General features: G+C 37.9%; 26 protein-coding genes. 11 read left to right on the top strand and 15 right to left on the bottom strand.

Annotation, left to right across the window (positions count from 1 at the left end; genetic code table 11):
• Positions 1-2: 2 nt before the first annotated feature.
• Positions 3-1,298: a tyrosine--tRNA ligase gene (tyrS, locus tag LB467_RS00380; RefSeq protein WP_224472050.1), complete on the top strand. Its 1,296-nt coding sequence runs from the start codon at positions 3-5 to the stop codon at positions 1,296-1,298.
• Between the two features lie 242 nt (positions 1,299-1,540).
• On the opposite strand, the gene LB467_RS00375 is transcribed toward tyrS, so the two are convergent.
• From LB467_RS00375 to LB467_RS00360, 4 genes are all read right to left on the bottom strand, one after another.
• Complete coding sequence (locus LB467_RS00375; RefSeq protein ID WP_224472049.1) at positions 1,541-2,518, bottom strand: LuxE/PaaK family acyltransferase; 978 nt, start codon at positions 2,516-2,518, stop codon at positions 1,541-1,543.
• Between the two features lie 56 nt (positions 2,519-2,574).
• Complete coding sequence (locus LB467_RS00370; RefSeq protein ID WP_224472048.1) at positions 2,575-2,919, bottom strand: T9SS type A sorting domain-containing protein; 345 nt, start codon at positions 2,917-2,919, stop codon at positions 2,575-2,577.
• Positions 2,920-3,064: 145 nt separating this feature from the next.
• Positions 3,065-5,896: a TonB-dependent receptor gene (locus LB467_RS00365; protein WP_224472047.1), complete on the bottom strand. Its 2,832-nt coding sequence runs from the start codon at positions 5,894-5,896 to the stop codon at positions 3,065-3,067.
• Positions 5,897-5,990: 94 nt separating this feature from the next.
• Positions 5,991-7,310 (bottom strand): hypothetical protein, encoded by a 1,320-nt coding sequence (locus LB467_RS00360; protein ID WP_224472046.1) that lies wholly within the window; start codon positions 7,308-7,310, stop codon positions 5,991-5,993.
• A 327-nt stretch (positions 7,311-7,637) separates the two neighbouring features.
• On the opposite strand from LB467_RS00360, the gene LB467_RS00355 reads away from it, so the two are divergent.
• Entirely contained in the window at positions 7,638-8,321 is a 684-nt protein-coding gene (locus tag LB467_RS00355; RefSeq protein WP_224472045.1) for a response regulator transcription factor, read from the top strand.
• Positions 8,321-9,403: a sensor histidine kinase gene (locus LB467_RS00350; protein WP_224472044.1), complete on the top strand. Its 1,083-nt coding sequence runs from the start codon at positions 8,321-8,323 to the stop codon at positions 9,401-9,403. The genes LB467_RS00355 and LB467_RS00350 overlap by 1 nt, the downstream gene beginning before the upstream one ends.
• On the opposite strand, the gene LB467_RS00345 is transcribed toward LB467_RS00350, so the two are convergent.
• A complete protein-coding gene (locus LB467_RS00345) occupies positions 9,335-10,393 on the bottom strand; it encodes a glycosyltransferase (protein WP_224472043.1) in 1,059 nt (352 codons plus the stop codon). The genes LB467_RS00350 and LB467_RS00345 overlap by 69 nt on opposite strands.
• 68 nt (positions 10,394-10,461) lie before the next feature.
• Between LB467_RS00345 and trmB the strand changes: the two genes are divergently transcribed.
• The 7 genes from trmB to LB467_RS00310 all read left to right on the top strand — a co-directional run bounded on the left by trmB (position 10,462) and on the right by LB467_RS00310 (position 15,222).
• The gene (gene trmB / locus LB467_RS00340; protein WP_224472042.1) at positions 10,462-11,136 is read left to right on the top strand and encodes a tRNA (guanosine(46)-N7)-methyltransferase TrmB; all 675 of its coding nucleotides are present in this window, start codon (positions 10,462-10,464) and stop codon (positions 11,134-11,136) included.
• A gap of 6 nt (positions 11,137-11,142) precedes the next feature.
• Positions 11,143-11,766, top strand: a complete 624-nt coding sequence (locus LB467_RS00335) for a LysE family translocator (protein WP_224472041.1) — start codon at positions 11,143-11,145, stop codon at positions 11,764-11,766.
• A 2-nt stretch (positions 11,767-11,768) separates the two neighbouring features.
• Entirely contained in the window at positions 11,769-12,101 is a 333-nt protein-coding gene (locus LB467_RS00330; RefSeq protein ID WP_224472040.1) for an MGMT family protein, read from the top strand.
• Positions 12,102-12,300: 199 nt separating this feature from the next.
• Positions 12,301-13,434 carry an Mrp/NBP35 family ATP-binding protein gene (locus LB467_RS00325; protein WP_224472039.1) on the top strand — a complete coding sequence of 378 codons (1,134 nt, stop codon included), beginning with the start codon at positions 12,301-12,303 and terminating at the stop codon, positions 13,432-13,434.
• The gene (locus tag LB467_RS00320) at positions 13,435-13,677 is read left to right on the top strand and encodes a NifU family protein (protein WP_037318988.1); all 243 of its coding nucleotides are present in this window, start codon (positions 13,435-13,437) and stop codon (positions 13,675-13,677) included.
• Between the two features lie 32 nt (positions 13,678-13,709).
• On the top strand, positions 13,710-14,771 hold the full coding sequence (locus tag LB467_RS00315; RefSeq protein ID WP_224472038.1) for an NAD(P)/FAD-dependent oxidoreductase: 1,062 nt from the start codon (positions 13,710-13,712) through the stop codon (positions 14,769-14,771).
• 115 nt (positions 14,772-14,886) lie between these two features.
• Positions 14,887-15,222, top strand: a complete 336-nt coding sequence (locus LB467_RS00310; protein WP_224472172.1) for a 2Fe-2S iron-sulfur cluster-binding protein — start codon at positions 14,887-14,889, stop codon at positions 15,220-15,222.
• A 119-nt stretch (positions 15,223-15,341) separates the two neighbouring features.
• Here the strand turns inward: LB467_RS00310 and LB467_RS00305 are convergent, their stop codons facing one another.
• From LB467_RS00305 to rplM, 9 genes are all read right to left on the bottom strand, one after another.
• Positions 15,342-16,151 carry a DUF3050 domain-containing protein gene (locus LB467_RS00305; RefSeq protein WP_224472037.1) on the bottom strand — a complete coding sequence of 270 codons (810 nt, stop codon included), beginning with the start codon at positions 16,149-16,151 and terminating at the stop codon, positions 15,342-15,344.
• Between the two features lie 762 nt (positions 16,152-16,913).
• Positions 16,914-18,092 (bottom strand): acyl-CoA dehydrogenase family protein, encoded by a 1,179-nt coding sequence (locus tag LB467_RS00300; protein ID WP_224472036.1) that lies wholly within the window; start codon positions 18,090-18,092, stop codon positions 16,914-16,916.
• Positions 18,093-18,148: 56 nt separating this feature from the next.
• Positions 18,149-18,871 (bottom strand): tRNA1(Val) (adenine(37)-N6)-methyltransferase, encoded by a 723-nt coding sequence (locus LB467_RS00295; protein WP_224472035.1) that lies wholly within the window; start codon positions 18,869-18,871, stop codon positions 18,149-18,151.
• Positions 18,872-18,938: 67 nt separating this feature from the next.
• Complete coding sequence (locus LB467_RS00290) at positions 18,939-19,919, bottom strand: NAD-dependent epimerase/dehydratase family protein (RefSeq protein WP_224472034.1); 981 nt, start codon at positions 19,917-19,919, stop codon at positions 18,939-18,941.
• Positions 19,912-20,721, bottom strand: a complete 810-nt coding sequence (locus LB467_RS00285; RefSeq protein ID WP_224472033.1) for an SDR family NAD(P)-dependent oxidoreductase — start codon at positions 20,719-20,721, stop codon at positions 19,912-19,914. The genes LB467_RS00290 and LB467_RS00285 overlap by 8 nt, the downstream gene beginning before the upstream one ends.
• Positions 20,722-20,951: 230 nt before the next feature.
• Entirely contained in the window at positions 20,952-21,779 is an 828-nt protein-coding gene (gene tsf, locus LB467_RS00280; RefSeq protein ID WP_224472032.1) for a translation elongation factor Ts, read from the bottom strand.
• Positions 21,780-21,867: 88 nt separating this feature from the next.
• Complete coding sequence (rpsB, locus tag LB467_RS00275) at positions 21,868-22,761, bottom strand: 30S ribosomal protein S2 (RefSeq protein ID WP_224472031.1); 894 nt, start codon at positions 22,759-22,761, stop codon at positions 21,868-21,870.
• A 168-nt stretch (positions 22,762-22,929) separates the two neighbouring features.
• Positions 22,930-23,316 (bottom strand): 30S ribosomal protein S9, encoded by a 387-nt coding sequence (gene rpsI / locus LB467_RS00270; RefSeq protein ID WP_075325081.1) that lies wholly within the window; start codon positions 23,314-23,316, stop codon positions 22,930-22,932.
• Positions 23,316-23,771 (bottom strand): 50S ribosomal protein L13, encoded by a 456-nt coding sequence (rplM, locus tag LB467_RS00265; protein WP_133546504.1) that lies wholly within the window; start codon positions 23,769-23,771, stop codon positions 23,316-23,318. Before rplM ends, rpsI begins: the two co-directional genes overlap by 1 nt.
• A 343-nt stretch (positions 23,772-24,114) precedes the next feature.
• Here rplM and LB467_RS00260 point away from each other — a divergent pair, with 343 nt between their 5' ends.
• The gene (locus tag LB467_RS00260) at positions 24,115-24,705 is read left to right on the top strand and encodes a hypothetical protein (protein ID WP_224472030.1); all 591 of its coding nucleotides are present in this window, start codon (positions 24,115-24,117) and stop codon (positions 24,703-24,705) included.
• A 103-nt stretch (positions 24,706-24,808) separates the two neighbouring features.
• On the opposite strand, the gene LB467_RS00255 is transcribed toward LB467_RS00260, so the two are convergent.
• Positions 24,809-25,855 (bottom strand): AI-2E family transporter, encoded by a 1,047-nt coding sequence (locus LB467_RS00255; protein ID WP_224472029.1) that lies wholly within the window; start codon positions 25,853-25,855, stop codon positions 24,809-24,811.
• Between the last annotated feature and the right edge of the window lie 146 nt (positions 25,856-26,001).

Below are 26,001 nucleotides of genomic sequence, written 5' to 3'. Positions count from 1 at the left end.
TTATGAATAAGAATTTTGTAGAAGAACTTACCTGGAGAGGCATGTTGCACGATGTAATGCCTGGCACTGAAGAACATTTAAAAGAAGGTATGCGCGCTGCTTATGTTGGGATAGACCCCACGGCAGATTCCTTGCATATTGGACACCTGGTTAGCGTGATGATGCTTAGGCATTTTCAGCTTTGCGGGCATAAACCTTATGCTTTAATTGGGGGTGCTACAGGAATGATTGGCGATCCGTCGGGGAAATCTGCAGAACGAAACTTACTTGATGAAGAGACTCTGCACCACAACCAGCAGGCTATAAAAAACCAACTTTCTAAGTTTTTAGAATTTGGAAACGAAGAGGAAAATGCTGCCGCAATGGTGAATAATTACGACTGGATGAAAAATTTCAGTTTCCTGGAATTTATTCGAGATGTCGGTAAGCATATTACGGTAAATTATATGATGGCCAAAGACTCGGTGAAGAAGCGTTTGTCTTCTGATGCTGCTGAAGGTATGTCTTTTACCGAATTTACTTACCAATTGGTACAGGGTTATGATTTTCTGCATTTGTTCAGGGAAAATGACTGTACGTTACAAATGGGCGGAAGCGACCAGTGGGGGAATATTACTACCGGTACCGAGATGATTCGCCGTATTGGGAATGGGAAAGGATATGCCTTAACCTGTCCTTTAATAACAAAAGCCGACGGGACTAAATTTGGAAAAACTGAAGGTGGAAATGTTTGGTTAGATCCAAACCGAACTTCTCCCTACAAATTCTACCAATACTGGTTAAATACCAGTGATGTTGATGCTGAAAAATATATAAAGATATTCACTTTACTAAGTAAAGCCGAAATAGAAAAGATTGTTGAAGAACATAAAGAAGCACCACATTTACGTGTGCTTCAGAAAACTTTAGCCGAAGAAATTACAGTAATGGTTCACTCCCGTGACGATTATGAGAATGCAGTAAAAGCTTCTGAAGTGCTCTTTGGGAAAAGTACCGCTGCAGATCTAAAATCCTTAAATGAAGCTACATTTCTAGATGTTTTTGAAGGTGTTCCTCAAGCTGAAGTAGCTAAAGCTGAAATTGAAAACGGACTTGATATGATCGCAGCTTTATCGGCTAAAACCGATTTCCTGAAATCCAATGGGGAAGCCAGAAGGGCACTGAAAGAGAATTCGGTTTCTGTAAATAAGGAAAAAGTAAAAGAAGATTACACCATTACTGCACAGGATCTTATTAATGATAAGTATGTAATTATTAATAAAGGGAAAAAGAACACCTATATAATTAGAGTGGTATAGTTTTAAGTGAGTTTATAAAATTACAAAGCCCCATAAACACGAGGTCTATGGGGCTTGCAACTAACTAACCAATCTAATATGAAAAAATTTCACTTAGCCTGTAAGATCAATTCAATTTATTCAAATTTCATCTTACATTTATTAAGTCGATAGAAGCCTTGAAAATTTACAGACTTTAGCATACTTTAACTATAAATAATTGATATTTAGGTTTTTATTGGCTGGTGTTAAGTAAATAAAAATTACAAGACTAGAAGATTGCAGCCTCGAATATCACTATTATCAAATCTTCCGAGAATTTCTGTTTGATTATTCTGACTTTTTTTGCCTAAGTCCTGGGTAGCAATAAATGAACAAGAGTTAAAATTGGCCAGATCAATTACGTTAATTCCGCCTGTCTTGCTCTTTGGTAGGTAACTGAGTGCATCTTCAGGATCACGGATTAGGATTTTCATCCAGGGCGGTGTATCAAAAACTCCATCCCCTTTTGAATAAGCCTGTGAAAGTAATTCGGTCATCCCGTATTCGCTGTGAATTTTCTCTACCCCAAAACCTTTGGAAAGTATTTGATGCAACTCTTCCCGAATCATTTCTTTGCGCCTGCCTTTCATTCCGCCGGTTTCCATAATAGTAGTATTCTTTAAGTTGAAATTGTAAGTTTCAACTAAATCGAGTAGGGCAAAGGAAACACCAAGCAGTAGAATCTTTTTGCCGCTTTTATCTAATGCTAAAAGCTTCTTTTGGAGGCTTTCAAGATCATCCAGATAAAATCCGCTTTCAGGGTATCTGCTGAGTTTAATCAGGCTGTTAGCCATATAAATTAAAGAAGAACCCTGGCGTTCAAGATAAGAAGGTAAAAGCGCTAGAATGACCATTTCCTCGGGTTTTCCGTAGAACAGCTCAAAAGCTTTCAAAAAGCTTTCTTCATAAACATTTAAATCAGTCACGTAATGTTTACTGGTTGTTGCACCGGTTGTGCCGCTACTGGTAAAAATGATCTCAACCGGATTTTTCGAAGAAATTACCTTCTTCTTTTTAAAGAATTCAATGGGTAGAAATGGAATTTGTTCAATTGTTGAAACGTTTTCTGGATTGCGCTTTAATAACTGGCAAAATTCCCGGTAAACTTTATTTTGTTGAAACTGATAAGAAAATACTTCGAGCGTGATTTCGTTAAAATCTTTCTGATTAGAAATATTAAAAATTCTTTCAGATAACATTCTCGTGGATAAAATTTTGAAATACGAAGTTAAGAAATGCCTGTGGAAATGATAATTTATCTAACCACCAATTTTCGGGTGGCGGTGGCTCTTTCTTCTTTGATTTTTAAAATATAGATTCCTGCGCTAAGGTTAGAAACATCAAGCTCCCTTCCTCTTAATTTAGTGCGTTGAACAGGTTTGCCCAGAACATTAAAAATCTGGATATCCTTTTCTTTATTTTGCGAAGTGCTAATATAAACTTTTCCGTTGGTAACCGGATTTGGATAAATAGATAAACCCTCTATTGGAATTTCGGTTTTATTCCCCGAGCTGGTAGTATCCTGAGCAAACACCGCATTAGGTGCGGAGAATGTGAGGAAAACAACTAATATGAAAGTATAAAGGTAATATTGCTTCATTCTTTTTAATCGAGGTTTATACAAAACTACAATAAAAATTCAAAAACGATGCCAGAAATATTGTGTATTTAATATTAATTTTTTATTAAAAAAGGCTGCCGGTGAGGGCAGCCTTTTTGGGCTAATTCAAATTAAACTTCAATATCTAGAATTTATAACTGTAACTCAATGAGATTGGAGTGCCAGGTTTTCTTAAAGAAAATATCTGGTCTTCTGCTTCAAAAGACTGGAATCTGCTCTCAATATCATCTCCCAGCATATTGGAAACCTTTAAAGAGATCGTAGAATTCTTTTCTTCTCCAAAAGACTTATTCAAATTAAAATTAAGGCTGTGGAAAGGCATCGTGTAAACATCTGGAACGGTTCCTAAGCCAACAAGTTCCAGGGTTTTGCCCTGGGTATTGTAAAAAATACCGGCTTGCCAACCACTTTCCGGGTCGGTATAATCAAAACCTGCATTTAACAAAAATGGAGACTGACCCTGTAATTGTCTTGTACCGTCAAATTCTTCGCCGGGTCTAAGGTTACGTCGTCTGGATTCAAATTCCCCACTTGGACTTCTATCCATTTCTACCCTGGAATCTATTAAAGAAACATTCAGGTTAGCGCTTAGTTTTTTAAGTCCATCAGTAATAAATCCAAAATTCTTTCTCATTTCTATTTCTGCTCCCATTACTGTTGCATCGTTAACGTTTCTTGGCTGAAAGTTATCTGCTGAAAAATCGCTAAAAACAGAAAGCTCAATAGGATCTGTAAACCTCTTATAAAAAGCACTTACAGCAAAAAGCTGGGCATCATCGCCATAAAGTTCGTAACGGGCGTCAATATTATCTACATAAGTAGGTTGCAAATCTATATTACCAATAAAAGTCCTGTTGGTTAAGGGATCGTAAATTTGGGCAATTGAAGCTTCTTTAAAAGAAGGCCTGGCTGTAGAACGACCATAAGAAAGTCTTAGGTTAGCATCTTCATTGAGACTGTAAATAAAGTTTGCTGAAGGAAAAAGATCTGTTCTATCTATAAGGTGTTCATTTTCCAAAATTAAATCCCCAAGGTTATTTTGCCCTGTATAGAACTGATCGAATTTTTCCAGTCTTACACCCAGAATGGCTTTTAGGTTTTCGGTTACATTAAATTCTTCTGAAACATATGCCGAAGCATTGGTGTTATAAGCATCGTAAGTGTTTGCAGGCTCGTAGAATCCGTTTATATAAGATCCTGCCTGGTTCTCTGGAGTCCAGATGTTCCCCGGGGCAAGCACCTGGTTAGGATCTCCTCCAAAATTCTGGCTAATAGAGCCCTGAATAAGAATTTGGTATTGATCTATAGAGAAATCCCTTTGTTTGTAGGTGTAGCCTCCTCCAAATTTAAGATTTGCATCTCTTCCAAGAAGCTGATGCTTTTTTGTAAGGTCTACACTTCCAGCAAGGTTTATTTCCTCCAGGTCTCGCCATATTCTTGTAGGACTTTCAGATGAGCTGGGACGTATACTAAAGGTATTGTTGCTTGGGTTAAATTCAAACGCAGTAATTCGCACATCTTTATCATTAACGCGGGCAAGGCTGGGTGAAAGTTTCCACTCGGTAGTCCAGCTCGCATCTTCGTTGGTGTGTTTTCCGCTTAATAAAGCATTGGTAATAGAACGCTGTGTATATTCCAGGTTATCTCTAAAAACTGTTATAGCATCAGCAATAAGAATTTGCTCTTCAAAATTACCGGCTGTAGATTCCCCATTTTGGATATGAAGCAAATTAAGCTGGTATTTAGATTTTTCAGTTTTAAATGCAAGTCCGGTTAACGCACTTATTAAAGTATTTTCTTTTCCAACATCACCGCTTAATAATCTGGATGGTCGCATTTCGAACTCTGAGGTCTCCCTTGGTTTTAACCAGGAATTATTTTCAAAATCTTCAAAATACTCTGAAGTATTCTTATAAGAAAGCGATGCAAAATATCCCAGTTTATTGTTTTTTTCGCCAACATCATACTGGTTACCTGCGGTAAAACCAACACTAAAATCCATATTATTTTGTTGTCTTGTACCTCCTAAAGTTGGGTTAAAACGTTCGGTAAGTCTTGTGAGAGCTCCATCATTATCGAAAGGTCTCGGAAAAGCCTGGCTTCTATTAACCGGACGATCCCTTGTGCCATCATCAAAACCAAGGAAATCTGTTCCGCCGCCATCATATTGAAGGAAATCTGAATTAAAGTGCATAGATGGGTTATAGGTGCCGCCAATTGAGACACTATATTCTTCACGGCTTGGGAAATCTTTAGTGATGATATTTACCATTCCCCCGGTAAAATCGGCAGGATTATCCGCGGTAAGTGATTTTACCACCATTATATTATCAAGAATGTTAGTTGGGAAAATATCCATCTGCAAGGTATTACGATCTGGATCCAGACCGGGAACCGACATCCCATTTAAGATAGATTTCGTGTAACGGTCACCTAAACCTCTTACATAAACATATTTTCCACCCTGAACAGATACTCCTGGGATTGTTTTTACTGCTGAAGAAACTTCTCCTGCTCCAATTTTATCAAAACTTTGAGAAGAAAGCCCATCAGTAAGGTTTATGGCATTTCTTTGCATATTTAGTACAGTCGCTTCAGTATCCCGGGCAGTCGTTGTAGTAATTACAACTTCATCTAAAGCCCCGGCAGAAGATTTCATCTCTACATTAAGGGTTGCAATTTCTCCTTCTTCTACAACAACATCGGTTACTTCTACAGTTTCGTAGCCCACAAAGGAAAAAACAACCGTATAAGTGCCGGGTTCGGCATTCAGACTGAAATCCCCTTCAAAGTCTGAAGTGGTCCCGGTATTTGTTCCCTTAATGGAAACATTTGCAAAAGGCATTACATCGTTAACTTCAACATCGTAAATGGTCCCGGCAATCTTTCCGGTTTGTGCCTGTGCAAAACTTATGAATAAACAAAAAATTAAAACTAGTGAAAATTGGGTTTTCATATAAATTTAGATTAAAAATCTTAATACTAAATTGCTCGCCCTTTTAAAAGGCGAGCAATTTGAAAAGCTTTACTTGAATTATGCTTTTATATTTTTAAAATGCGCCTCTGAAGCTAGCAAAGGTCCATCCAAAAACCGATAGGTCTGCGCCTACAGTTTCCTGGTCTTGTTCTATAGCTGTAGCAAACTCAGTAGCATCGCTGGAGAAATCTGTACTTCCTGTAGTATCAATAAAAATATCAGAAACACTCTCTACACCTTCTGGCAATACAATTTCCCAGGCAGAAAAGCTTAAGCTTCCATTTGTATAGTTTGCAGCAGATGCGTCATCATCAATTTCTACATCCTGTACATCGTTGAAACCTCTTACATATATATTGTTAAAGGCTCCCATTGCACCGTCTCTTAAATCTGCGATTTCCCCAGATGGTGCGTTTGGATCTCCAATGATAGTTACATCCTGCATTACAAAAGCTCCTTCAAGGGTGCCTTCTGGTCCGTCAATTTCTAATGCGTGATCAGATTCTGCCCCTTGAATAACCAATGCATTTGAAATAGTTCCAGAATAAGCCTGATCAACGTCTAAACCATCATCCCCACCTGCGAATGCCACAAGGTTGCTGGAGTTTACGGTACCACCAAACCATTCAAAACTATCATCTACGTTTCCTACAACTTCTACGTGATCGATAACTGTACCGTTACCAACACCTCCCATTGTAAGTCCGTTAATTTCGTTACCAGAACCGATAAGTGCCCCACCGTGACGAATAGATACATATTTGAAAACTCCTGAATTGTCTTCAGGGTCATTACCACCATATCTACCAAAGTCATCATCTGCAGGAATTCCTTCAATTTGAGATACTTCAGAGTCTCCTTCAAAAGAACTTGGTGCATATCCTAAAATTAACACTCCACCCCAAAGACCACGGTCATTTTCGTCTAGGTTAGATCCTTGTTTTTGACCAAGTTCAATGTTGTCATTAATAGAAGTGAAAACAATTGGCTCTTCAGCAGTACCTTCGGCCATAATTTTTCCACCTTGAGCTACAATAAGTGCAGAAGCTAAAGAACCTGTTCCTTCTGCTCCTTTTATAATAGTTCCTGGTTCAATAGTAAGGGTTGCTCCATTACCAACTACAAACTTTCCGTTTATTTCCCAGATAACATCATTCGTTAAAGTGAAGTCTTCTGTTAGTAATCCGGAAAGATCTTCATCTACCGGAGTTTCTCCGCCTACATTTCCTCCATCACAAGGAGCACAAGGCCCGCCGCAATCTACACCAGTTTCGTTACCGTTTTGTATTCCATCGGTACAATTAGCAAGTTGTTCTGTAGGAGCATCGTCTTCACTACAGCTGGTTAAGCCTAGAGTGGCAATGGCGAAACCTGCGATAATCAGTTTTTTCATAAGTCAAAAAATTTAGTTTTTGTTTCTGTTTTAATCTGAAGCAAATAAACGAGCTTAGTTTAAGTGTGGTCTTAGCTTAAGTTTAAGCTTGCGTTAATACAGGGGGACTGAATGTTATTAAAAAGTTTAGTATTCCTGGTTTTTAGATCGGGCTAACGAAGGGTTTTTTGAATTTTTGATTATCAAAGCCTTTAAATTGTGCAGGTTACAAGCTTTTTAATTCAAATTATTATGTTAAGTTTGGGTTAACCTGCAGAGATTGGTGGTTTATAAGAGTCAAATTTATGGTTACTTTTACCTCGTATTTATCAAATCAACTAAACCAAAATGAAAAAAAAGGACATTAAAATCTTACTGGTAGACGATGAGCCGGATATCCTCGAAATAGTAGGGTATAATCTTTCTGCGGAAGGATACCAGGTAATTACGGCCGACAATGGTGCAGACGCTGTGAAATTGGCAAAAAAGAAAAAACCACAGCTTATTATCCTTGATGTTATGATGCCCGAAATGGATGGGATTGAAGCTTGTGCACAAATAAGAAAGCTACCAGATCTGGAAGAAACCATTATTACTTTTCTTACTGCGCGGGGTGAAGATTATTCTCAAATGGCCGGTTTTGATGCAGGTGCAGACGATTATATCACTAAGCCTATAAAACCAAAGGTTTTGGTGAGTAAAGTAAAAGCTTTGCTTAGAAGGTTTAAGGACGATACAGCTTCTTCTAACATCGTGAAAATTAAAGACCTTATCATTAACCGCGACGAGTATAAGGTGATTAAAAACGGCGAAGAAATTATTTTACCCAGAAAGGAATTTGAATTACTATCATTATTAGCTTCAAAACCCGGAAAAGTATTTAAAAGAGAAGATATTTTGGATAATGTTTGGGGTGCAGAAGTTATAGTAGGCGGTCGTACTATAGATGTTCATATTAGAAAACTTCGTGAGAAAATTGGGGACGATTCTTTTAAAACAGTTAAAGGCGTTGGCTACAAGTTTGTTGTTTAATGGCAAAAAAGTTTAAGCGTTCATATAAATTCGCAATAAAGACTTCCCTTTATATTACACTTGTTTTAAGTGTGGTCCTGGCCGGTTTTGCCTATTTTACCACCGGACTTATTCTCGGACCTTTTTTTGCATTTATTTTTATTACCTACTTGGTCTGTTTTTTTATTATTCAATATAGAGTAGAGTATTTTATCTATAGGAGAATAAAGAAGATATACGATAATGTCTCGCTTTTAGACTCTACCACTTTAAGTCCCCGGGTTACTACAGATATGGCTACGCTAACCCGTGAGGTTGAAAAATTTACCAAAGACAAAAAACTTGAGATAGACACGCTTAAAGTACGTGAAGCCTATAGAAAGGAGTTTATGGGAAATGTTTCTCATGAGCTTAAAACACCGCTTTTTACTGTTCAAGCTTATATTTTGACCTTACTTGACGGAGCGATGAAAGATAAGGCGGTAAGAAAAAAATACCTGCAGCGTGCCAGTAAAGGAGTAGAGCGACTTATTTATATTGTGAAAGATTTAGATATGATCACCAAACTGGAGGCCGGGGATCTTAATTTGGAAAAAGAGGATTTTAATATTGTAGATCTTGTACAGGGTTCGTTTGATCTCTTAGAAATGAAAGCTGCCAAAAAAAATATAACCCTTACTTTTGATATTGATTATGAAGAACCTGTTTGGGTATATGCCGATAGGGATAGGGTGCAACAGGTTTTGACCAATTTAATCGTAAATTCCATTAAATACGGAAAAGAAGACGGTACTACTGAAGTTAGTGTAGAGAATCTTATTAAAAATAAGGTTATTGTACGAGTAACCGATAACGGTGAAGGTATAGAAAAAGAAAACCTGCCCCGTGTTTTTGAACGCTTTTACCGTGTAGATAAAAGTGGTTCCAGGAAAGAGGGAGGCTCCGGATTAGGACTTTCTATCGTAAAACACATTATTGAAGCCCACGACGAAAAAATATATGTAGAGAGTGTTTTTGGTGTTGGAAGTGAATTTTCATTCACCCTGGAAAAGAGTAAAGATATCCCTGAAATCGACCTTGAAATCGATACTGCTGAAGCCTGAAAAACTTTCCAATTGTTCGAGTTTTGAAAGTTTAAAATTTTCCTGTTTACAAAAAGGAGCTATACCCAGTTTAGTAAAACGTTCGGCCAAATATTCCTGTTCAAATTGGCCCGGAGTTGGAATAAAAAACGCCTTTTTCTCCAATTTTGCTAAATCCATTATACTGGAATATCCAGAGCGGCAAATAATAATTTCGCTGCTAAGAATGTTTTCCTGCAGATCTTTAGAAGTTAGATAGTTCTTTATTACAAGGTTCTTATTTGCTGAAGAAATGCTTTCTTTATCAATAACCCCTCTTATAAAAACGATCTTTTTATCTGAATTTTGAAAAGCGTCAAGCAGCTTTTCTTCCAACATTGTCCGTTGAGGTTCAGGGCCAGATAAGATTACCGTGTAATCATAGTTTTTTTGATGCGCTAATTTATTAAACCGACTGAGCGGCCCAATGTATTTTACATTCTCGGGCATCTCTTTTAAATGTCCCATTATTCCGCTTAGGTTTTGGTTTCCGGGGGCATCTGGAATCCAGCATTCATCAAATTTCGAGATGTATTTTTGATGTAATTTACTACTTAAATAAGTGGTATTTCCACTTAAAACGCTAAACTGATGGGTGATAAAAACACATTTTATATGCTTGTATCTGCAGCCGGGGCGATTATCTGAAATGATTCCGTTTAGCTCATATTTTTTAACAAGGTCTCTCGTGACTTTTTTTTCTCGCTGTATTATTTTAAACAAGCGTGGACTTTCAGCAAATATTTTCCATTTAAGCCAACCGGAAGACTTAGTGTAGGTGATATCATACGAAGGAAGTTCAAAAGTTTTTATTGAGGGGAATTCCTTTTTTAGTAATTCGAGCGCAGCCCCATCTGAAGCGATAAAAACTTCGAATTCATTCTTTTGTAATTCATTGATAATAGGGATACATCGTGTAGCGTGGCCAAGCCCCCAGTTTAAAACCGCCACTAAAATTCGTTTCTTCTGCATATATCAAATATATTATTAAGGGCCTGTGCGCTATTTTCTTTAGTTTTACCAAAATATTAAATTTAGGTGTGGGAAGTAAGAATAAATTAAGACGATTCAGGGAGAACGAAGCATTTACAAATGTGATACAACCCTCCCGGGAAGAGCTGGAGAAAGATCAATTCAGTTTAAAAGGAAATTGGAAGCAAGAGTTTTTTAAAAACGAAAATCCTATCGTGCTGGAGCTGGGCTGCGGAAAAGGCGAATATACCATTGGCCTTTCTAAACAGGATTCAGAAAAAAACTTTATTGGAATAGATATTAAAGGTGCCCGCTTTTGGAGAGGTGCAAAGACTGCGATAGAAGACGATCTTGAAAATGTAGCTTTTTTAAGAACTCAAATTGAATTAATAGATCGTGTTTTTGCTGAAAATGAAGTAGATGAAATCTGGATCACTTTTCCCGATCCACAGATTAAATACAAACGCACTAAACACAGATTGACGAATACTGAATTTCTTCAGAAATACAAGCATATTTTAAAACCTGAAGGCCTGGTAAATCTTAAAACCGATAGCGAATTTATGCACGGTTACACGCTTGGCCTGCTTCATGGTGAAGGGCACGAAATTCTTTATGCACATCACGATATATACAAAAATGAATATTCTCCGAAAGCAGTAAGGGAAATTCAAACTTTCTATGAAAAACAGTATCTTGACCAGGGAAAACCCATAACTTATATTCAGTTTAGAATTAAATAAGTCCCTTTGGAGGAAACAAAACTTTTTCTAATTACTTATTTAGCAGCCTTACTTGGGGTGATACCTCCCGGTTTGGTGAATATGACAGTGGCTAAAACCTGTGTTGAAAAAGGAAAAAAAAACGGGCTTTATGTTGCCTTAGGTGCAACAATTGTAATTGTTATCCAGGCGACGCTTGCAGTTTTGCTTGCTAAATATATTTTCGGAAACGAATTTGTTCAGAATATTTTATTGCGTGCGGGGCTCGTAATTTTTATCCTGCTGGCGGTTTATTTTTTCATCCAGGCAAAAAAGCGAGGCGGAATAGAACATAAATCCCAAAAAGCCAATTCCAATAGTATTTTTAAAGGAATGCTTATCGCGGCCTTGAACATTTTTCCCGTTCCTTATTTTGTAGCTATTGCAGGAGCTTTAAATATTGGTACCGGTGTTTCTTACGATTGGTCCCGAATTATAGCCTTTGTTTTGGCAGCTTCTATGGGAAGTTTTACCACACTGTACTTTTACGTAGTTTCTTTTATTAAAATTGAAAAGCAAGCCGAAGCATTTTCCAGATACTCCAATTATTTTATGGCAGCTCTCATGCTGGTGCTGGTAATTGTAACGCTTCTAAGAATCTATTATTCCTAAAAATGGCTCTGGAACCTAATTTTTTTGAACGTGTTTACGAGGTGGCAAGGCAAATCCCAAAAGGGAAAGTCACTTCCTACGGTGCGATTGCTAAAAGTGTAGGCGCAGCAAAAAGTGCAAGAATGGTGGGCTATGCTATGAATTCAGCTAAAGATCTGGAAGATGTACCCGCACACCGGGTAGTGAATAGAAATGGCCTGCTAACCGGGAAAAGCCATTTTGGAGATCATAGCGCGATGGAGCAAATGCTGGCTTCTGAAGGAATTAAAGTAAAAGATAATAAAGTTCAGGATTTTGAAAAGCACTTTTGGGATCCCGCAAAAGATTTGAAATAAATTCTCCTTCTGAAATTTTACGATAATTACACTTTATTATTCGATAGATCAATTATACGTAAATACTTCGTTTTCTTAGCTTTTCCACCTATATTTGCGTTTAGAATGAATCTATATAAGCTGAAGGGTTTTTGCAAAAAAAAGTTTATTAATTCAGCTACAAATTTCCTGGTATCTTAAGGATTATAAAATGTTTTAAATGAAGTTAGACAGAAAAGAAATATTAAAGTCGCTGGAAACTATTTCTGTAGCCGGAGAAGGCAAAAATATGGTGGAGAGCGGTGCTGTTCAAAATGTAATGACTTTTGGTGATGAGGTAGTAGTAGATCTGGTGCTGCAAAATCCTGCTTTGCATATTAAAAAGCGGGCCGAAGTGGATATCATGAAAGCTATTCACGAGCACGTGGAACAAAAAGCCAAAGTTAAAGTTAATATTAAAGTAGAATCTGCCGATAAAAAGCCGGAAATCAAAGGAAAATCTATTCCCGGAATTTCCAATATTATAGCCGTAGCGTCCGGAAAAGGTGGCGTTGGTAAATCTACAGTAACCGCAAATCTAGCAGTCACTTTATCGAAAATGGGCTTTAAAGTCGGGATCTTAGATGCCGATATTTACGGGCCATCAATCCCAATGATGTTTGATGTGGAAACAGAAAAACCACTATCAGTAAATGTAGATGGGAAATCTAAAATGAAACCTGTAGAAAACTACGGAGTAAAAATACTTTCCATCGGTTTTTTTACCCAGCCTAATCAGGCTGTGATTTGGCGTGGGCCAATGGCCTCTAAGGCACTAAATCAAATGATTTTTGATGCGGCCTGGGGCGAGTTGGATTTTCTTTTAATAGATCTTCCGCCGGGGACAGGAGATATTCATCTTTCCATTATGCAGTCGCTTCCAATTACCGGAGCGGTTGTGGTAAGTACCCCGCAAAATGTGGCCTTAGCTGATGCTAAAAAGGGGGTTGCAATGTTCCGTCAGGAAAGTATTAATGTGCCTGTTTTGGGAATAGTAGAGAATATGGCGTATTTTACTCCCGAAGAACTTCCTGAAAATAAATATTATATTTTCGGAAAACAGGGTGCTAAGAACCTTTCTGAAGATATAGATGCTCCGTTTTTAGGTGAAATTCCTTTGGTACAAAGCTTAAGGGAATCTGGTGATATTGGCCGTCCTGCAGCTTTACAAACAGCAACGCCACTTGAGACAGCTTTTGAGGATATTACTCGAAATATGGTTCAGGAAACAGTAAATAGAAACAAAAGTCTGCCTCCAACTGAAGCGATAAAGATCACAACTATGGCCGGATGCAGTGCATTTAAAAAGAAATAAATGACTAGCGAAGAAGTAAAATTAAATGTAGAAAAGGCCCTTGCCGAAATTCGTCCTTTTTTGGAGAGTGACGGGGGCAACATTTCTCTGGTCTCTATTGAGAACGATCGCCTGGTTAAGGTTCGTCTGGAAGGCGCCTGTGTAGATTGCACGGTAAACCAGATGACACTTAAATCTGGGGTGGAAATGACAATTAAAAAGTATGCGCCACAAATAGAAAGTGTGGTTAATATTCAAAAGTAAGCACCTGGCTTACAACCAAATTTACGAGTAGAATGATTAAAACCGATATACTTATAATTGGCGCAGGGCCAACAGGTCTTTTTGCGGTTTTTGAAGCAGGATTGTTAAAACTAAAATGCCATTTAATAGATGCGCTCCCACAACCGGGCGGGCAGTGTTCAGAGATTTATCCTAAAAAGCCTATTTATGATATTCCGGGCTTCCCCGAAGTATTGGCCGGAGATCTCATCACTAATCTAATGGAGCAAATAAAACCTTTCGAACCCGGATTTACCCTGGGAGAAAGAGCCCAAACTATAGACAAGCAAGAAGATGGTAGCTTTATTGTAACTACCAATAAAGGAACAAAGCATCACGCTCCGGTGGTAGTAATTGCCGGTGGGCTGGGAAGTTTTGAGCCGAGAAAACCTCCTATAGCAAATATCAAGGATTACGAAGATAAAGGAGTTGCTTATATAATTAGGGAACCTGAAGTTTATCGCGATAAAAAAGTGGTGATAGCAGGCGGAGGAGATTCAGCTTTAGACTGGGCTATTTATCTGGCCGATGTTGCTTCAGAAGTTTCTCTTGTACATCGCAGAAAAGATTTCCGTGGTGCTTTAGATTCCGTAGAAAAGGTTGAAGAGCTTTCTAAAATTGGAAAGATAAATCTTATTACCGATGCCGAGGTAACCGATCTTAAAGGAATAGAAGCTCTGGAAAGTGTGGTAATTACGCATAAAACATCAGCTTCAGAAAAGGAGATCAAGGAAACCGATTATTTTATTCCTTTATTCGGACTTTCGCCTAAATTAGGTCCTATCGCAGACTGGGGATTAGAAATCGAAAAAAATGCCATTAAAGTGGATAATGCTTACGATTATCAAACGAATATCCCGGGTATTTACGCGATTGGGGATGTAAATACTTATCCCGGTAAATTAAAGCTTATTCTCTGCGGTTTTCATGAAGCGGCCATTATGTGCCAAAGCGCTTATCAACGTATTTTCCCTGATAAGAAATATGTGATGAAATATACCACGGTAAGTGGCGTTAGCGGATTTGACGGCAGTAAGAAAGAAGCCAAAAAAGAAGTAGTAAAAAGTATAAATTAAAACAAAATAATTCAGTTTATAGTTTCGTCAACCTGAACTTGTTTCGGGTTCTAAAGAGCTTAGATTCTGAAACAAGTTCAGAATGACGTTCGATCTTGAATATTTATTAGAAGATATGTCTGATATAAAAATAACCATTATAGACCGGGAAGGGGAAGCCCACATGGTAGATGCTCCAACAGATATGAATATGAACCTTATGGAAGTGGTTCGCTCTTACGAACTTGCCCCCGAAGGTACTATAGGCATTTGCGGCGGAATGGCAATGTGTGCTTCCTGCCAGTGCTACATTCTCAATTTTGGGCATATGTTGCCCGAGCAAAGTATTGAAGAGGAAGATATGCTGGATCAGGCATTTTTTGTCGAAGACAACAGCCGCTTAAGTTGCCAGATTCCTATTACTGAAGAATTAGATGGTTTAGAAGTAAAACTTGCTCCTGAAGCACCATAATTTTTCGAATTATCTAGCGCACGTCAAGCTGAACTGGTTTCAGCTTCTAACATGAGGATAGAATTCAATCAATTTCAGATAATCCTCACAGGTTTTCAAAGCCTGTGAGGATTCTAACTTTATATGGTTTGTAGTTTTTCAGAATCTATGGTTTCTGAAATTTCTTCTTCAATACCTTTCCATAATTCCAGTCTTGCGTCCAGGGCTTCTTCGGCAGTTTGCTTTACCTCTTCCCATTTTTTATCGTTATCCCCGCAGAGGTCTTCTACCATTTTAAAAGCCATTGGGCCGTGTTCATCCCCATCCAATTCTATGTGGCGGTCAAAATAATATTTAAATAAACTTAGGTCTTCTTTCGGGAAATTCTGCTGAACCTTTTCTATTATAGAAGTGAACATTCCCGGGATTAAACCTTCCCGGCCAAAAGTAAAGGCAGATGCAATTTTATGCGCTTTTCCTTCTGTAATTACTTCAAAAGTGTTCTTCAGGAATATTTTTATGTTATGCGGAAGTTTTGTGGCTGCAATCAGTAAAAATATATCTGTACCGTGAGTGACCTGGAGTAGGAAATCTTTGATCCTTCCCGTATCAGCACCACTCTTTTCCATCGCATCCAGGTACATTTCAAAATGGCTCTGATGGTTGCCGAAGTAGTTTACATCGCTTTCTTCAGCCAATACAATTTCATTGATTAAATACCTGGTTTCGGGATTGCCAACAGGCACCCAGGGATTGGTGGTTTTGGTAAGTTTTTCCTGTAAAGCGGTAAGTAAAGACATAAAATCCCAAACGGCAAAAACATGATGCTCCATAAAAATATGAAGATGCTCCGGAGTATTTATTTTTTGATATAAGGGATGTTCTAAAAGTTGGTTTATTTTAGGTTGCAGCGCCTTATTTACTTCGTTTATCCTATTTTTGTTTTCCATGTTGCAAAAATAAGATTCTCCTTAGGATTTTTAAAATTTAAACATTCATTTAAAACTGAATTAACGCTCAATTTCAGCTTTTTAAAGTAACTTCAAAATATGGCTAGCCAGTTTTCAAACTCATATAATATCATTGTATTTTATTCCAATAAATCAAAAGATTATTTGAAATTGGATGGGGTGGTGGCCAAAAAACCGAAACCGCTTAAAAAAGAGTGTTGCGAAAAATACAAAAAAGGCAAACGCTGTAAACGCTGCCCTTGCTTTGATCTTTTGTAGTGGAATTCTACGTCATCCTGAATTTATTTCAGAGCTTGCTCCGAAAATTGTTCGGAGATCTAATATTTTAGGAATTTGCACAACCTAGGTGCTGAAATAAATTACCATTGACGTATTTTAAATATCCTGATATTTAGATTTGTTTTTTATATTTCAATAATTCAAAAAGAAATTTACCTGGTTTGGAAGTTTCCTTTTTCATTTTTTGCTCGCCCAAAAAACGAAACAAAAAAGGGCGCCCTATGTGGAGGTGTTTTTTGGGCAACAAGGCCAAAAAACCGCAAATCAGCAGCTAAATTTTTTCCAGGGTCCTTCGACTCCACTCAGGACAAGCTTTCAAAAATTATTAACGCTGCTGATTTGCTACACTCACACACGGGGTTTAAAACTCGCTATGCTCGAAACGTCATTTTCCTACGCTAGATAAATTTTTTATCACGGGTCTCAGCTTGACGAATTGTAGCACTTTTTAGAAATCAATTTTTACTGAAAAGCCGGGATCCCGGTAATATCCATTCCAGTTATTAATAGGTGAATATCGTGAGTGCCTTCGTAGGTAATTACGCTCTCCAGGTTCATCATATGTCTCATAATGCTATACTCACCACTGATTCCCATGCCGCCGAGAACCTGTCTCGCTTCACGGGCAATGTTTATTGCCATTTCAACATTATTTCTTTTGGCCATAGAAATTTGTGCTGAAGTCGCTTTTCCTTCGTTTCTAAGCACGCCAAGTCTCCAGGCCATTAATTGGGCTTTGGTGATCTCAGTAATCATTTCAGCAAGTTTTTTCTGCTGAAGTTGGGTGCCGGCTATTGGTTTGTCAAACTGAACCCGTTCTTTTGCATAACGCAAAGCGGTGTCGTAACAATCCATAGCTGCGCCTATCGCACCCCAGGCAATTCCGTAACGGGCAGAATCCAGGCAACCTAAAGGAGCCCCGAGTCCACTTTTATTCGGCATTAAATTCTCTTTTGGCACTTTTACATTGTCAAAAATAAGTTCGCCGGTAGCGCTGGCGCGAAGTGACCATTTATTATGCGTTTCAGGGGTGGAAAAACCTTCCATCCCGCGTTCTACGATAAGTCCGTGAATTCTGCCATTTTCATCTTTAGCCCAAACGATGGCGACATCGGCAAAGGGGGCGTTAGAAATCCACATTTTAGCGCCATTTAATAAATAATGATCGCCTTTATCTTTAAAATTGGTGGTCATTCCGCCTGGATTGGAACCGTGATCTGGCTCGGTAAGCCCAAAGCAGCCCATAAATTCCCCGGAAGCCAGTTTAGGTAAGTATTTTTTACGCTGTTCTTCGGTGCCGTATTGATAAATTGGGTACATGACCAGCGAACTTTGAACAGACGCAGTAGAACGTACGCCACTATCACCGCGCTCAATCTCTTGCATAATAAGTCCGTAAGAAATCTGGTCCAAACCTGCGCCACCGTATTCTTCGGGGATGTAGGGGCCAAAAGCACCAATTTCAGCTAAACCGCCAATTATGGATTTTGGGAATTCCGCCTTTTGTGCGGCGTCTTCAATTATTGGGGAAACTTCTCGTTTTACCCATTCTCGTGCAGCATCTCGAACTATCTTATGTTCATCGGTAAGCAGCTCGTCAATATTGTAATAATCTGGAGCCTGGAAGTTATCTGTTCTCATTCGTGTGGTGTTTTACACAAATGTAACCAAGCTTTTTAAAGCAAACAATTTTAAGATTATAATTTAAGATAGAACTCCTTTACCAGATTTTTATAGGCTTCTGTATAATTATGCCGCGAAATTTCAATAATAAGTTCATTTTCTTCGGGTACAATTTCTTTAAAACTAAAACTCAATAAGCTTCTTTTAATTTCTGAAGTTTCAGTACCACGCACCCTGGTGATTTTCTTCGGAAAAAGACCGTCTTCTCTCGCCAGCGCTACAAAAATTGTTTCTTCTTTATGCGGAATTATCGTATTGAACTCCCCTTCTGGATGAAGTAGTTTGGAAACACCTTCAACTAATTCTGAAAAAGGCAAAGCTTCAGCAAAACGGGCTTTATTTCTGCTTGCGCTGTCTGAAGTATAATCTTCAGCATAAAATGGTGGATTAGAAATAATAAGTTCATATTTTTCTTCGTCCTGCATTTCTTCAACAAATTCATCAAAGGCAGCGTGGTAGCAAAACAACCTGTCACCCCAACCGCTTTGTTCAAAATTATCTACAGCCTGCTCGTAAGCATCTACGTCGATTTCCAAAGCATCAATTAGAAGGGCAGGGGATCGCTGTGCAAGCATTAAAGCAATTACACCGGTTCCTGTTCCAATATCAAGAATGCTATCGGGTTGGTGTTCCAGGGAAGCCCAGGCACCAAGCAGGACCCCGTCGGTGCCAATCTTCATCGCGCAACGGTCTTGTTCTATTTTGAATTCTTTAAACTGAAATGCTTTGTTTGCCATTCTAAAAATTAGTTGATTTACCGATCTTAGCTTCGGTTTGTTAAATAGATAAACCTTGCAGGATGGCTTAAATGTACTTATTTTCCTGAAACCATTGAATGCTTTCCTTAATGGATAAATCAATGTTTGTAACCGGCATTGCAAGTTGTTCTTTAGCTTTCTTATTATTGAAATAATTTTCAGAAAACAACATGCGAATATTGGTTTTAAGCAATAATAATTTTCTATTCGGAAAAATGCGATAAAGGCCTTCAATTAGCTTCAGCAATCTTTTTGGAAGAGGAATTAAATAGTGGGATTCTCCTGAAATTTCAGCTACTTTTTTAAAATATTCTTTATAGGTGAGATTAACCCCCGACAATAAATAACTTTCCCCGGTTTTGCCCATTTGCAGAGCATTTATACAAGCCGTGGCAGCAGCCGAAACCGCTACATAACTTTTACCACCTTTCGGGTAAAAAACAAGCTTGTTTTTTAAGAAGTAGAGCATTAATCTACCGCTGGAAGGTTTAATATCATACGGGCCAACCATAAACGTAGGCGCTACCACAATGGCGGGAAACCTATTTTCTCTTGCTTCTTTTAGAACTATTTGCTGCGCTTTATACTTACTGTGCGCATAGCCGGAATTCTTTAAAAATGGCATGAATCCAGAGTTTTCTGTACCGGGATTTTCTTTGCGTCCCATGGTAAAAGAGTTCGCACTACTTACAAATACAAACCTTTTAATAGTATGCTTTTTTGAAGCTTCTATCAGCAGTTTTGTACTGGTGATATTTGCTTCTCTGTAATCTTCAAAATCGGGGGAATCCTGACTTGTTTTTGCAGCTGCGTGAATTACAAAATTACAATTCTGGATGGCCTTTTCGATACCCACCAGACTACTCAAATTTCCTCTTATGATTTTGCAATTTAAATTTCTAAGTAAACTCGTGTCGCTACTTTCCCTTAACAAAGCTACTACCTCGTAATTTGCCTGTAAAAGTTGTTTGGTAATATGAAAGCCCAAAAATCCGCTTGCTCCTGTCACCAGCACTCTTTTAGTCATAACTGTGAGTTTTTGCAGCTTCAGTTTTTAGTTTACCATTGAGGATTTTAAGTTGCAGGGGAACGGGTACAAAACGCAATAAAAGTGAATTGAACCAATTAAATTTTCCGGGAATGATTACCGCTTTTTTCTTCAGTAATTTTTCTAAACATATTTTAGCGGTCTCTTCGGGTGTTAAAACCGAATATTTCACCATTCCGGTTAAAGCATTTACTCTTTTGGTTACATTTTCATTAGTAGGCATAGGGCCGGGGTGAGCTACTGCTACGTGTATATTACTATCTTCTAATTCAGATTTAAGACCTCTGGAAAAGGAATAGACAAAAGCCTTACTTGCTGAATAAACCGTTTTGAAGGGCATAGGCGCAAAGGCCGCGAGGCTGGAGATATTTAGGATATAAGCTTCTTCCTCCTGTTTTAAAACGGGCAATAATTGATGGGTTAGGGTTACCAGGGATTTAATATTTAAAAGAATAATTTCATTTAAGAAATCCAGACTAGTGTCTTCAAAACGGGTAGTTCCGCCAATTCCCGCATTGTTAATTAGCATATCTATCCTATAACCTTTTACAAAATCAACAAGCTTATATAGATCTTCTTTTTTAGTGAGATCTACTTCATATCGAATAGCTTTTATCTCATATTTACCCGCCAACTCTTTTGATAAATTTCCGTTGTTTTCATCAGGAAGGGAAATAAGGATTAAATTTCGACCGTTTTTGGCGCAAATTTCGGCAAAGGCCTTCCCCAGCCCCTGGCTGGAACCGGTGATTAAAGTATATACCTGGTTGGTTTTGTTCATAATATTGGTTCAAGAATATTTCAGAAATAAGTAAAATAGCTTCTGAATATTTTGGTTTGGCAAGATACTGCGGGTATATTTTTGAGACAAAACTTTTAATAAAAACAAAACCTAAAATTTCCAGTTCTACCTGAAAATTTTTGTTTTTCAGCATAAAAAAACCGCTTCTGAATAGAGAAGCGGTTTTTGGGTTTATTAGAGAGATTTCCGCCTGCGCGGAAATGACTATATTATTCTCCTAAAGCAACTCTTTCAAAAGCTACAACTTTAAGATCTGAATCTACAGATTTTACGTAATCGGCTACGCTTTGTTTTCCATCTTTAATAAAAGCCTGGTTAACCAAAGTGTTGTCTTTAAAGTAACGCTGAATCTTTCCTTTTGCTATTTTATCTAGCATATCTTCAGGTTTTCCTTCCTGGCGGAGGGTATCTTTAGCGATCTCAACTTCTTTGTCTATGGTTTCCTGGTCTACACCCTCTTCGTTAAGTGCGATTGGATTCATAGCGGCAGCTTGCATAGAAACATTTTTTGCAGCTTCTTCAGCGCCTTCAGTTTGTTTTGAAAGGCCGGTGATTACAGCAATTTTGTTTCCTGCGTGAATGTAAGAACCTACAAAGGGAGCTTCTAAAGTTTTAAAGGCACCGATTTCTATTTTCTCACCAATTACACCGGTTTGTTCAGTCAATTTATCCTGAACTGAAACCCCGTTGTAATCTGCTTTAAGCAATTCTTCTTTTGAAGAAACAGTTAAGGCGATATCTGCGAAACCGTTGGCCATTTTTACGAAGTCATCGTTTTTAGCAACAAAGTCGGTTTCACAGTTAAGAGAGATAATAACACCTTTAGTGTTATCTTCGTTTACCTTAGCAATTGCAGCCCCTTCGGCTGAATCTCTATCGGCTCTCTTTGCGGCAACCTTTTGACCTTTTTTGCGAAGTACTTCAATAGCTTTATCAAAATCACCATCTGCTTCTACAAGTGCCTTTTTGCAATCCATCATACCGGCACCGGTAGCTTTTCTTAATTTGTTTACTTCTGCGGCGGTTATTTTAGCCATAGTATTGTGTTTTATTTAAAAAAGTCGCTTAGAGACCAACTGTTAGGAAAGAAACTAAACGACTTTTTGGATGTTATAAAATGTTGTTTTATTCTTCTTCGTTAGATGAAGCTTTGTCTAAGGTTTCTTTCTTAGATTCAAGTTTTACATCTTTCTTGGCTTCTTGCATTGCCTTTTTATCTTCAGCATCTTTAGAAGGAGCTTCAGCTTCTGGTTGCTTTACAGCAGCCTTTGGTGCTTTTGGCTCTTTTTCTTCATCTTCTGCTTTCTCTTTTTTAGATTCTTTAGAAGCTTTTCTTTCAGAAAGGCCGTCTACAATAGAATCAGCAACATAAGAAACCACTTTGTTGATAGACTTTGAAGCATCGTCATTAGATGGAATTACGTACTCAACCTCACGAGGATCTGAGTTTGTATCTACCATAGCGAAAATTGGAATGTTTAATTTTTGAGCTTCTTTAATAGCAATGTGTTCACGAGTGATATCAACTACAAAAAGTGCTCCTGGAAGTCTGCTCATATCAGAAATAGAACCAAGGTTCTTTTCTAATTTAGCTCTTAAACGATCTACCTGAAGGCGTTCTTTTTTAGAAAGTGTATTAAAGGTACCATCTTTTTTCATTCTATCTATAGAGGCCATTTTCTTAACAGCTCTACGAATAGTCACGAAATTGGTAAGCATACCACCGGGCCAACGCTCGGTAATGTATGGCATATTAGCTTTTTCAGCTTGTTCAGATACAATTTCTTTAGCTTGTTTCTTGGTAGCTACGAAAAGTATTTTTCTGCCGCTGGCTGCAATTTTTGCAAGGGCATCACCTGCCTCCTGCATTTTAGCAGCACTCTTATATAAATTGATGATGTGAATCCCGTTACGCTCCATATAGATATATGGGGCCATATTTGGGTTCCATCTTCTGGTAAGGTGTCCAAAATGTACACCTGCATCAAGTAATTCTTTTACTTCTACTTTGTTTGCCATTTTTGTAATAGTTTACTTTCTGTTGAAGATAGCAACAAGTAAGTGGCTGTTTTTTATAAACACGGCCTTACCTGTTTAGATGCTAAACTAACTCCCGATAGCATTTGGGATAACAACAAAATTCTTTTTAATATTAAATGAACTTTGGAATATAGATTCCAATAAAAATTAACGCTTAGAGAACTGAAATTTCTTACGGGCTTTCTTCTGTCCGAATTTCTTACGCTCTACCATTCTTGGGTCTCTGGTCATTAAACCTTCTGGCTTTAACACCGCTCTGTTCTCTGCATCCAGTTCTACCATTGCTCTTGCTAGTGCAAGACGAATAGCTTCTGCCTGTCCTGTAATTCCACCACCGTAAACATTAGCAATAATGTCGAAGTTATCGTCATTACCGGTAAGGTTAAGGGCCTGGTTTACTTTGTAAAGTAAAGGACCTGTGGTAAAGTAGTCTTTAAGGTCTTTTTTGTTAACGCTGAATTTCCCGCTTCCTTCAGAAACGTAAACACGCGCAACCGCCGTTTTTCTACGGCCAATTTTGTGAATAACCTCCATTACTTAAGATCGTTTAAGTTAATAGTTTTAGGTTTTTGTGCAGTATGATCGTGATCTGTTCCTGCGTAAACCTTTAAATTTCTAAATAGGTCAGCTCCAAGTTTGTTCTTTGGTAGCATTCCTTTTACTGATTTTTCGATAAGTCTCTCTGGATTCTTTTCGAATAATTCAGCGGCTGTTAGACTTTTTTGTCCACCCGGGTAGCCGGTGTGACGAATGTATTCTTTCGAATCCCATTTCTTACCGGTTAAGTTGATCTTCTCTGCGTTGGTAACGATTACGTTATCACCACAATCAACGTGCGGGGTGAAGTTAGGTTTGTGCTTACCTCTTAGTAGCTTGGCTACTTTAGATGATAGGCGGCCCAACGTCTGTCCTTCAGCATCTACGTGTACCCATTCTTTGGTCACGGTAGCCTTGTTGGCTGATACTGTTTTGTAGCTTAATGTGTCCACACTAATTAAATTTACTTATTATTAAACATTCCATTCCCCGTTCCCTACATGAATCATGTCGGGAAATCGGGGTGCAAATGTACAATTATAAATTCATATAGCAAATCGGAAATTAATTAATTTATTTTGAGGAAGATAGCTGTATGCCAGAAATTTAGGATTAAGCTTTTTCCTTTTTAATTTCTAATATTTTTTTAGGTTTTTGAAGTAAAATTCCTACTTCCGAAATCTGTATTGTATCGGCAAAACGCTATAAACGAACGTTAAACAGTAATATTTATGTTAATAAAGTCACAAAAATCCTCTAATGTATCTTATCTTTGTAGCTCAAATTGATTTAGCTATGAAAAACCTACTAAGATTAAAAAGCATTAGTGCAGTTTTTGGGCTGATGCTGTTTATAGTATCCTGTGAGGCTAATCAGGATCACGTTGCCGAAACTGAAATTTCCGCTACCGATGCTACCGCAACTATAACTACTGAAGATCTTGTAGGGGAATGGAAACTTTCAGCTATGAATACCGATACTGTTGTAGACCTTAACAACGATGGAGTATTTAATTCAAATATTTTACTGGAAACCGATTGTTTCCAGGATATGGGAGTTGTTTTTTACCAGGGGGGTGATATGACAACAACTAATTCTAGACTCGATTTTAAGGCAGGGGAGACCAATGATGATTTTAAATGTCTTTCCGGGAGGATAGATTCTGGTATTTGGGATGTTGAAAACCAGGATAATGAAGAAAGGCTGATCATAACAATGACGATTGATGGAGATACTCGTACCCACAAACGGGTATTGGAAAGAACCACCAATACTTTTGCTTTTAATGTTAGTAAATTTGAATCTGAACAATATTATGGGAATCCAGACGGAACTGATGCCCAGGATGTTACCGTTTTATCCTTAGAATACACTAGAGTAAATTAGCAACCTAATAGTTTTTTAGTGTTAAGTGTTAAATAGAAAAACCTCGCAGCTTTGTCTGCGAGGTTTTTCATTTCTGTTTCTTTATTAAAATTATACAACTGCTTCAATCGGAATGCTGTTTTTTTTCTTCCATGGGTTTCACATATAGGTCCTGTACAAGAATAATGAGAATCAAAACTAAAGGAGTGGCAAATATCAATCCCCAAATCCCTGTCATCGCACCCACAAAAATTTGGGAAATGATAATTAATGCCGGCGGAATATTTACTAATTTTTGCTGGGCCTTTGGTGTTATAAAACTGCTTTCTATTAGTTGTATGACAGTGTACATTATTACTATAATTAGAGCGGTAGTAGGGCTAATTGCTATGGCTACTAGCACTGCCGGAATCATTGCTGCTAAAGGCCCAAAGTTTGGTATGAAATTTAAAACACCTGCCATAATCGCTAGTATAAGCCACATAGGGATACCCATAATGACCAAGCCAATGGATGTTAAGCAGAATACTGCAAACATGGCAATGAATTTTCCTGCCAGCCATTTTGTAAGGTCCGATCCTAAATGTGTTAGCACTTCTTGCGCCTTTTCCCTTTTTCTGGGTGGAACCATTTGAATAATCCCGTTTTTATAAAGCTGTGGGGAAATAGTGAAGAAAATACCTATAAGTAGTATGATATAAACATCTCCTATCCCGCCAAAAGTAGTCATGAAGAATTTTGAAAGGTATTCCGGGATTTTTTTTGTGGATTGTAATTGTTCCAGTTGTACTGTTATCTCCCGCCCAACACGGCTGCCACTAAGGGAATTTTGGGCCTCCTCTATGAGGCTCGGAAGGGTTTTTTCAATTTGAGAAGCCTGCGAGGAAATTGTTGCTCCAATAAGCCAAAAAGTTCCAGCAATGATCAGTAGCGGTCCAATAACCGATATTGATAAGGTGATTTTCTCGTTCCATCCTGCCTTATCTTTAATATAGGAGCTTAATCCTCTAAAAAAGCAGGCAATAAGACTTCCTGCAAGGACAAGGATAAGAATATTGAAGGTGGCCTCAAAAATTAGAAGAATTATCGCTATCAAAGAGAATATAAGGCCTACAATCCAGACTTTTTGGACAAAAGAGTATTCAGTTTGTTCCCTTTGTTGTGCAGACATTTTTGACAACGTTTTGATTTATACTGAATATCAAGGTATTGAAGTTTTACTGGATCTAATCTAAAATTTTTAATTTTCTTTCTGCGTAATAAAAGTTTTAAAAATTTCTGGTAATTGTTAAAAACAAAATCATTAATGAGCTGAAG

Origin of the sequence: Salegentibacter tibetensis, from assembly GCF_020164485.1 — a bacterium.
Classification (GTDB): Bacteria; Bacteroidota; Bacteroidia; order Flavobacteriales; family Flavobacteriaceae; genus Salegentibacter; species Salegentibacter tibetensis.
This window is presented reverse-complemented; position numbering and strand designations above follow the sequence as displayed.

Excerpts from the sequence above, each read along its gene's own strand:
- tyrS (WP_224472050.1), top strand. The coding sequence starts at position 3 with ATGAATAAGAATTTTGTAGAAGAACTTACCTGGAGAGGCATGTTGCAC.
- LB467_RS00375 (WP_224472049.1), bottom strand. The coding sequence starts at position 2,518 with ATGTTATCTGAAAGAATTTTTAATATTTCTAATCAGAAAGATTTTAAC.
- LB467_RS00370 (WP_224472048.1), bottom strand. The coding sequence starts at position 2,919 with ATGAAGCAATATTACCTTTATACTTTCATATTAGTTGTTTTCCTCACA.
- LB467_RS00365 (WP_224472047.1), bottom strand. The coding sequence starts at position 5,896 with ATGAAAACCCAATTTTCACTAGTTTTAATTTTTTGTTTATTCATAAGT.
- LB467_RS00360 (WP_224472046.1), bottom strand. The coding sequence starts at position 7,310 with ATGAAAAAACTGATTATCGCAGGTTTCGCCATTGCCACTCTAGGCTTA.
- LB467_RS00355 (WP_224472045.1), top strand. The coding sequence starts at position 7,638 with ATGAAAAAAAAGGACATTAAAATCTTACTGGTAGACGATGAGCCGGAT.
- LB467_RS00350 (WP_224472044.1), top strand. The coding sequence starts at position 8,321 with ATGGCAAAAAAGTTTAAGCGTTCATATAAATTCGCAATAAAGACTTCC.
- LB467_RS00345 (WP_224472043.1), bottom strand. The coding sequence starts at position 10,393 with ATGCAGAAGAAACGAATTTTAGTGGCGGTTTTAAACTGGGGGCTTGGC.
- LB467_RS00330 (WP_224472040.1), top strand. The coding sequence starts at position 11,769 with ATGGCTCTGGAACCTAATTTTTTTGAACGTGTTTACGAGGTGGCAAGG.
- LB467_RS00325 (WP_224472039.1), top strand. The coding sequence starts at position 12,301 with ATGAAGTTAGACAGAAAAGAAATATTAAAGTCGCTGGAAACTATTTCT.
- LB467_RS00320 (WP_037318988.1), top strand. The coding sequence starts at position 13,435 with ATGACTAGCGAAGAAGTAAAATTAAATGTAGAAAAGGCCCTTGCCGAA.
- LB467_RS00315 (WP_224472038.1), top strand. The coding sequence starts at position 13,710 with ATGATTAAAACCGATATACTTATAATTGGCGCAGGGCCAACAGGTCTT.
- LB467_RS00310 (WP_224472172.1), top strand. The coding sequence starts at position 14,887 with ATGTCTGATATAAAAATAACCATTATAGACCGGGAAGGGGAAGCCCAC.
- LB467_RS00305 (WP_224472037.1), bottom strand. The coding sequence starts at position 16,151 with ATGGAAAACAAAAATAGGATAAACGAAGTAAATAAGGCGCTGCAACCT.
- LB467_RS00300 (WP_224472036.1), bottom strand. The coding sequence starts at position 18,092 with ATGAGAACAGATAACTTCCAGGCTCCAGATTATTACAATATTGACGAG.
- LB467_RS00295 (WP_224472035.1), bottom strand. The coding sequence starts at position 18,871 with ATGGCAAACAAAGCATTTCAGTTTAAAGAATTCAAAATAGAACAAGAC.
- LB467_RS00290 (WP_224472034.1), bottom strand. The coding sequence starts at position 19,919 with ATGACTAAAAGAGTGCTGGTGACAGGAGCAAGCGGATTTTTGGGCTTT.
- LB467_RS00285 (WP_224472033.1), bottom strand. The coding sequence starts at position 20,721 with ATGAACAAAACCAACCAGGTATATACTTTAATCACCGGTTCCAGCCAG.
- tsf (WP_224472032.1), bottom strand. The coding sequence starts at position 21,779 with ATGGCTAAAATAACCGCCGCAGAAGTAAACAAATTAAGAAAAGCTACC.
- rpsB (WP_224472031.1), bottom strand. The coding sequence starts at position 22,761 with ATGGCAAACAAAGTAGAAGTAAAAGAATTACTTGATGCAGGTGTACAT.
- rpsI (WP_075325081.1), bottom strand. The coding sequence starts at position 23,316 with ATGGAGGTTATTCACAAAATTGGCCGTAGAAAAACGGCGGTTGCGCGT.
- LB467_RS00260 (WP_224472030.1), top strand. The coding sequence starts at position 24,115 with ATGAAAAACCTACTAAGATTAAAAAGCATTAGTGCAGTTTTTGGGCTG.
- LB467_RS00255 (WP_224472029.1), bottom strand. The coding sequence starts at position 25,855 with ATGTCTGCACAACAAAGGGAACAAACTGAATACTCTTTTGTCCAAAAA.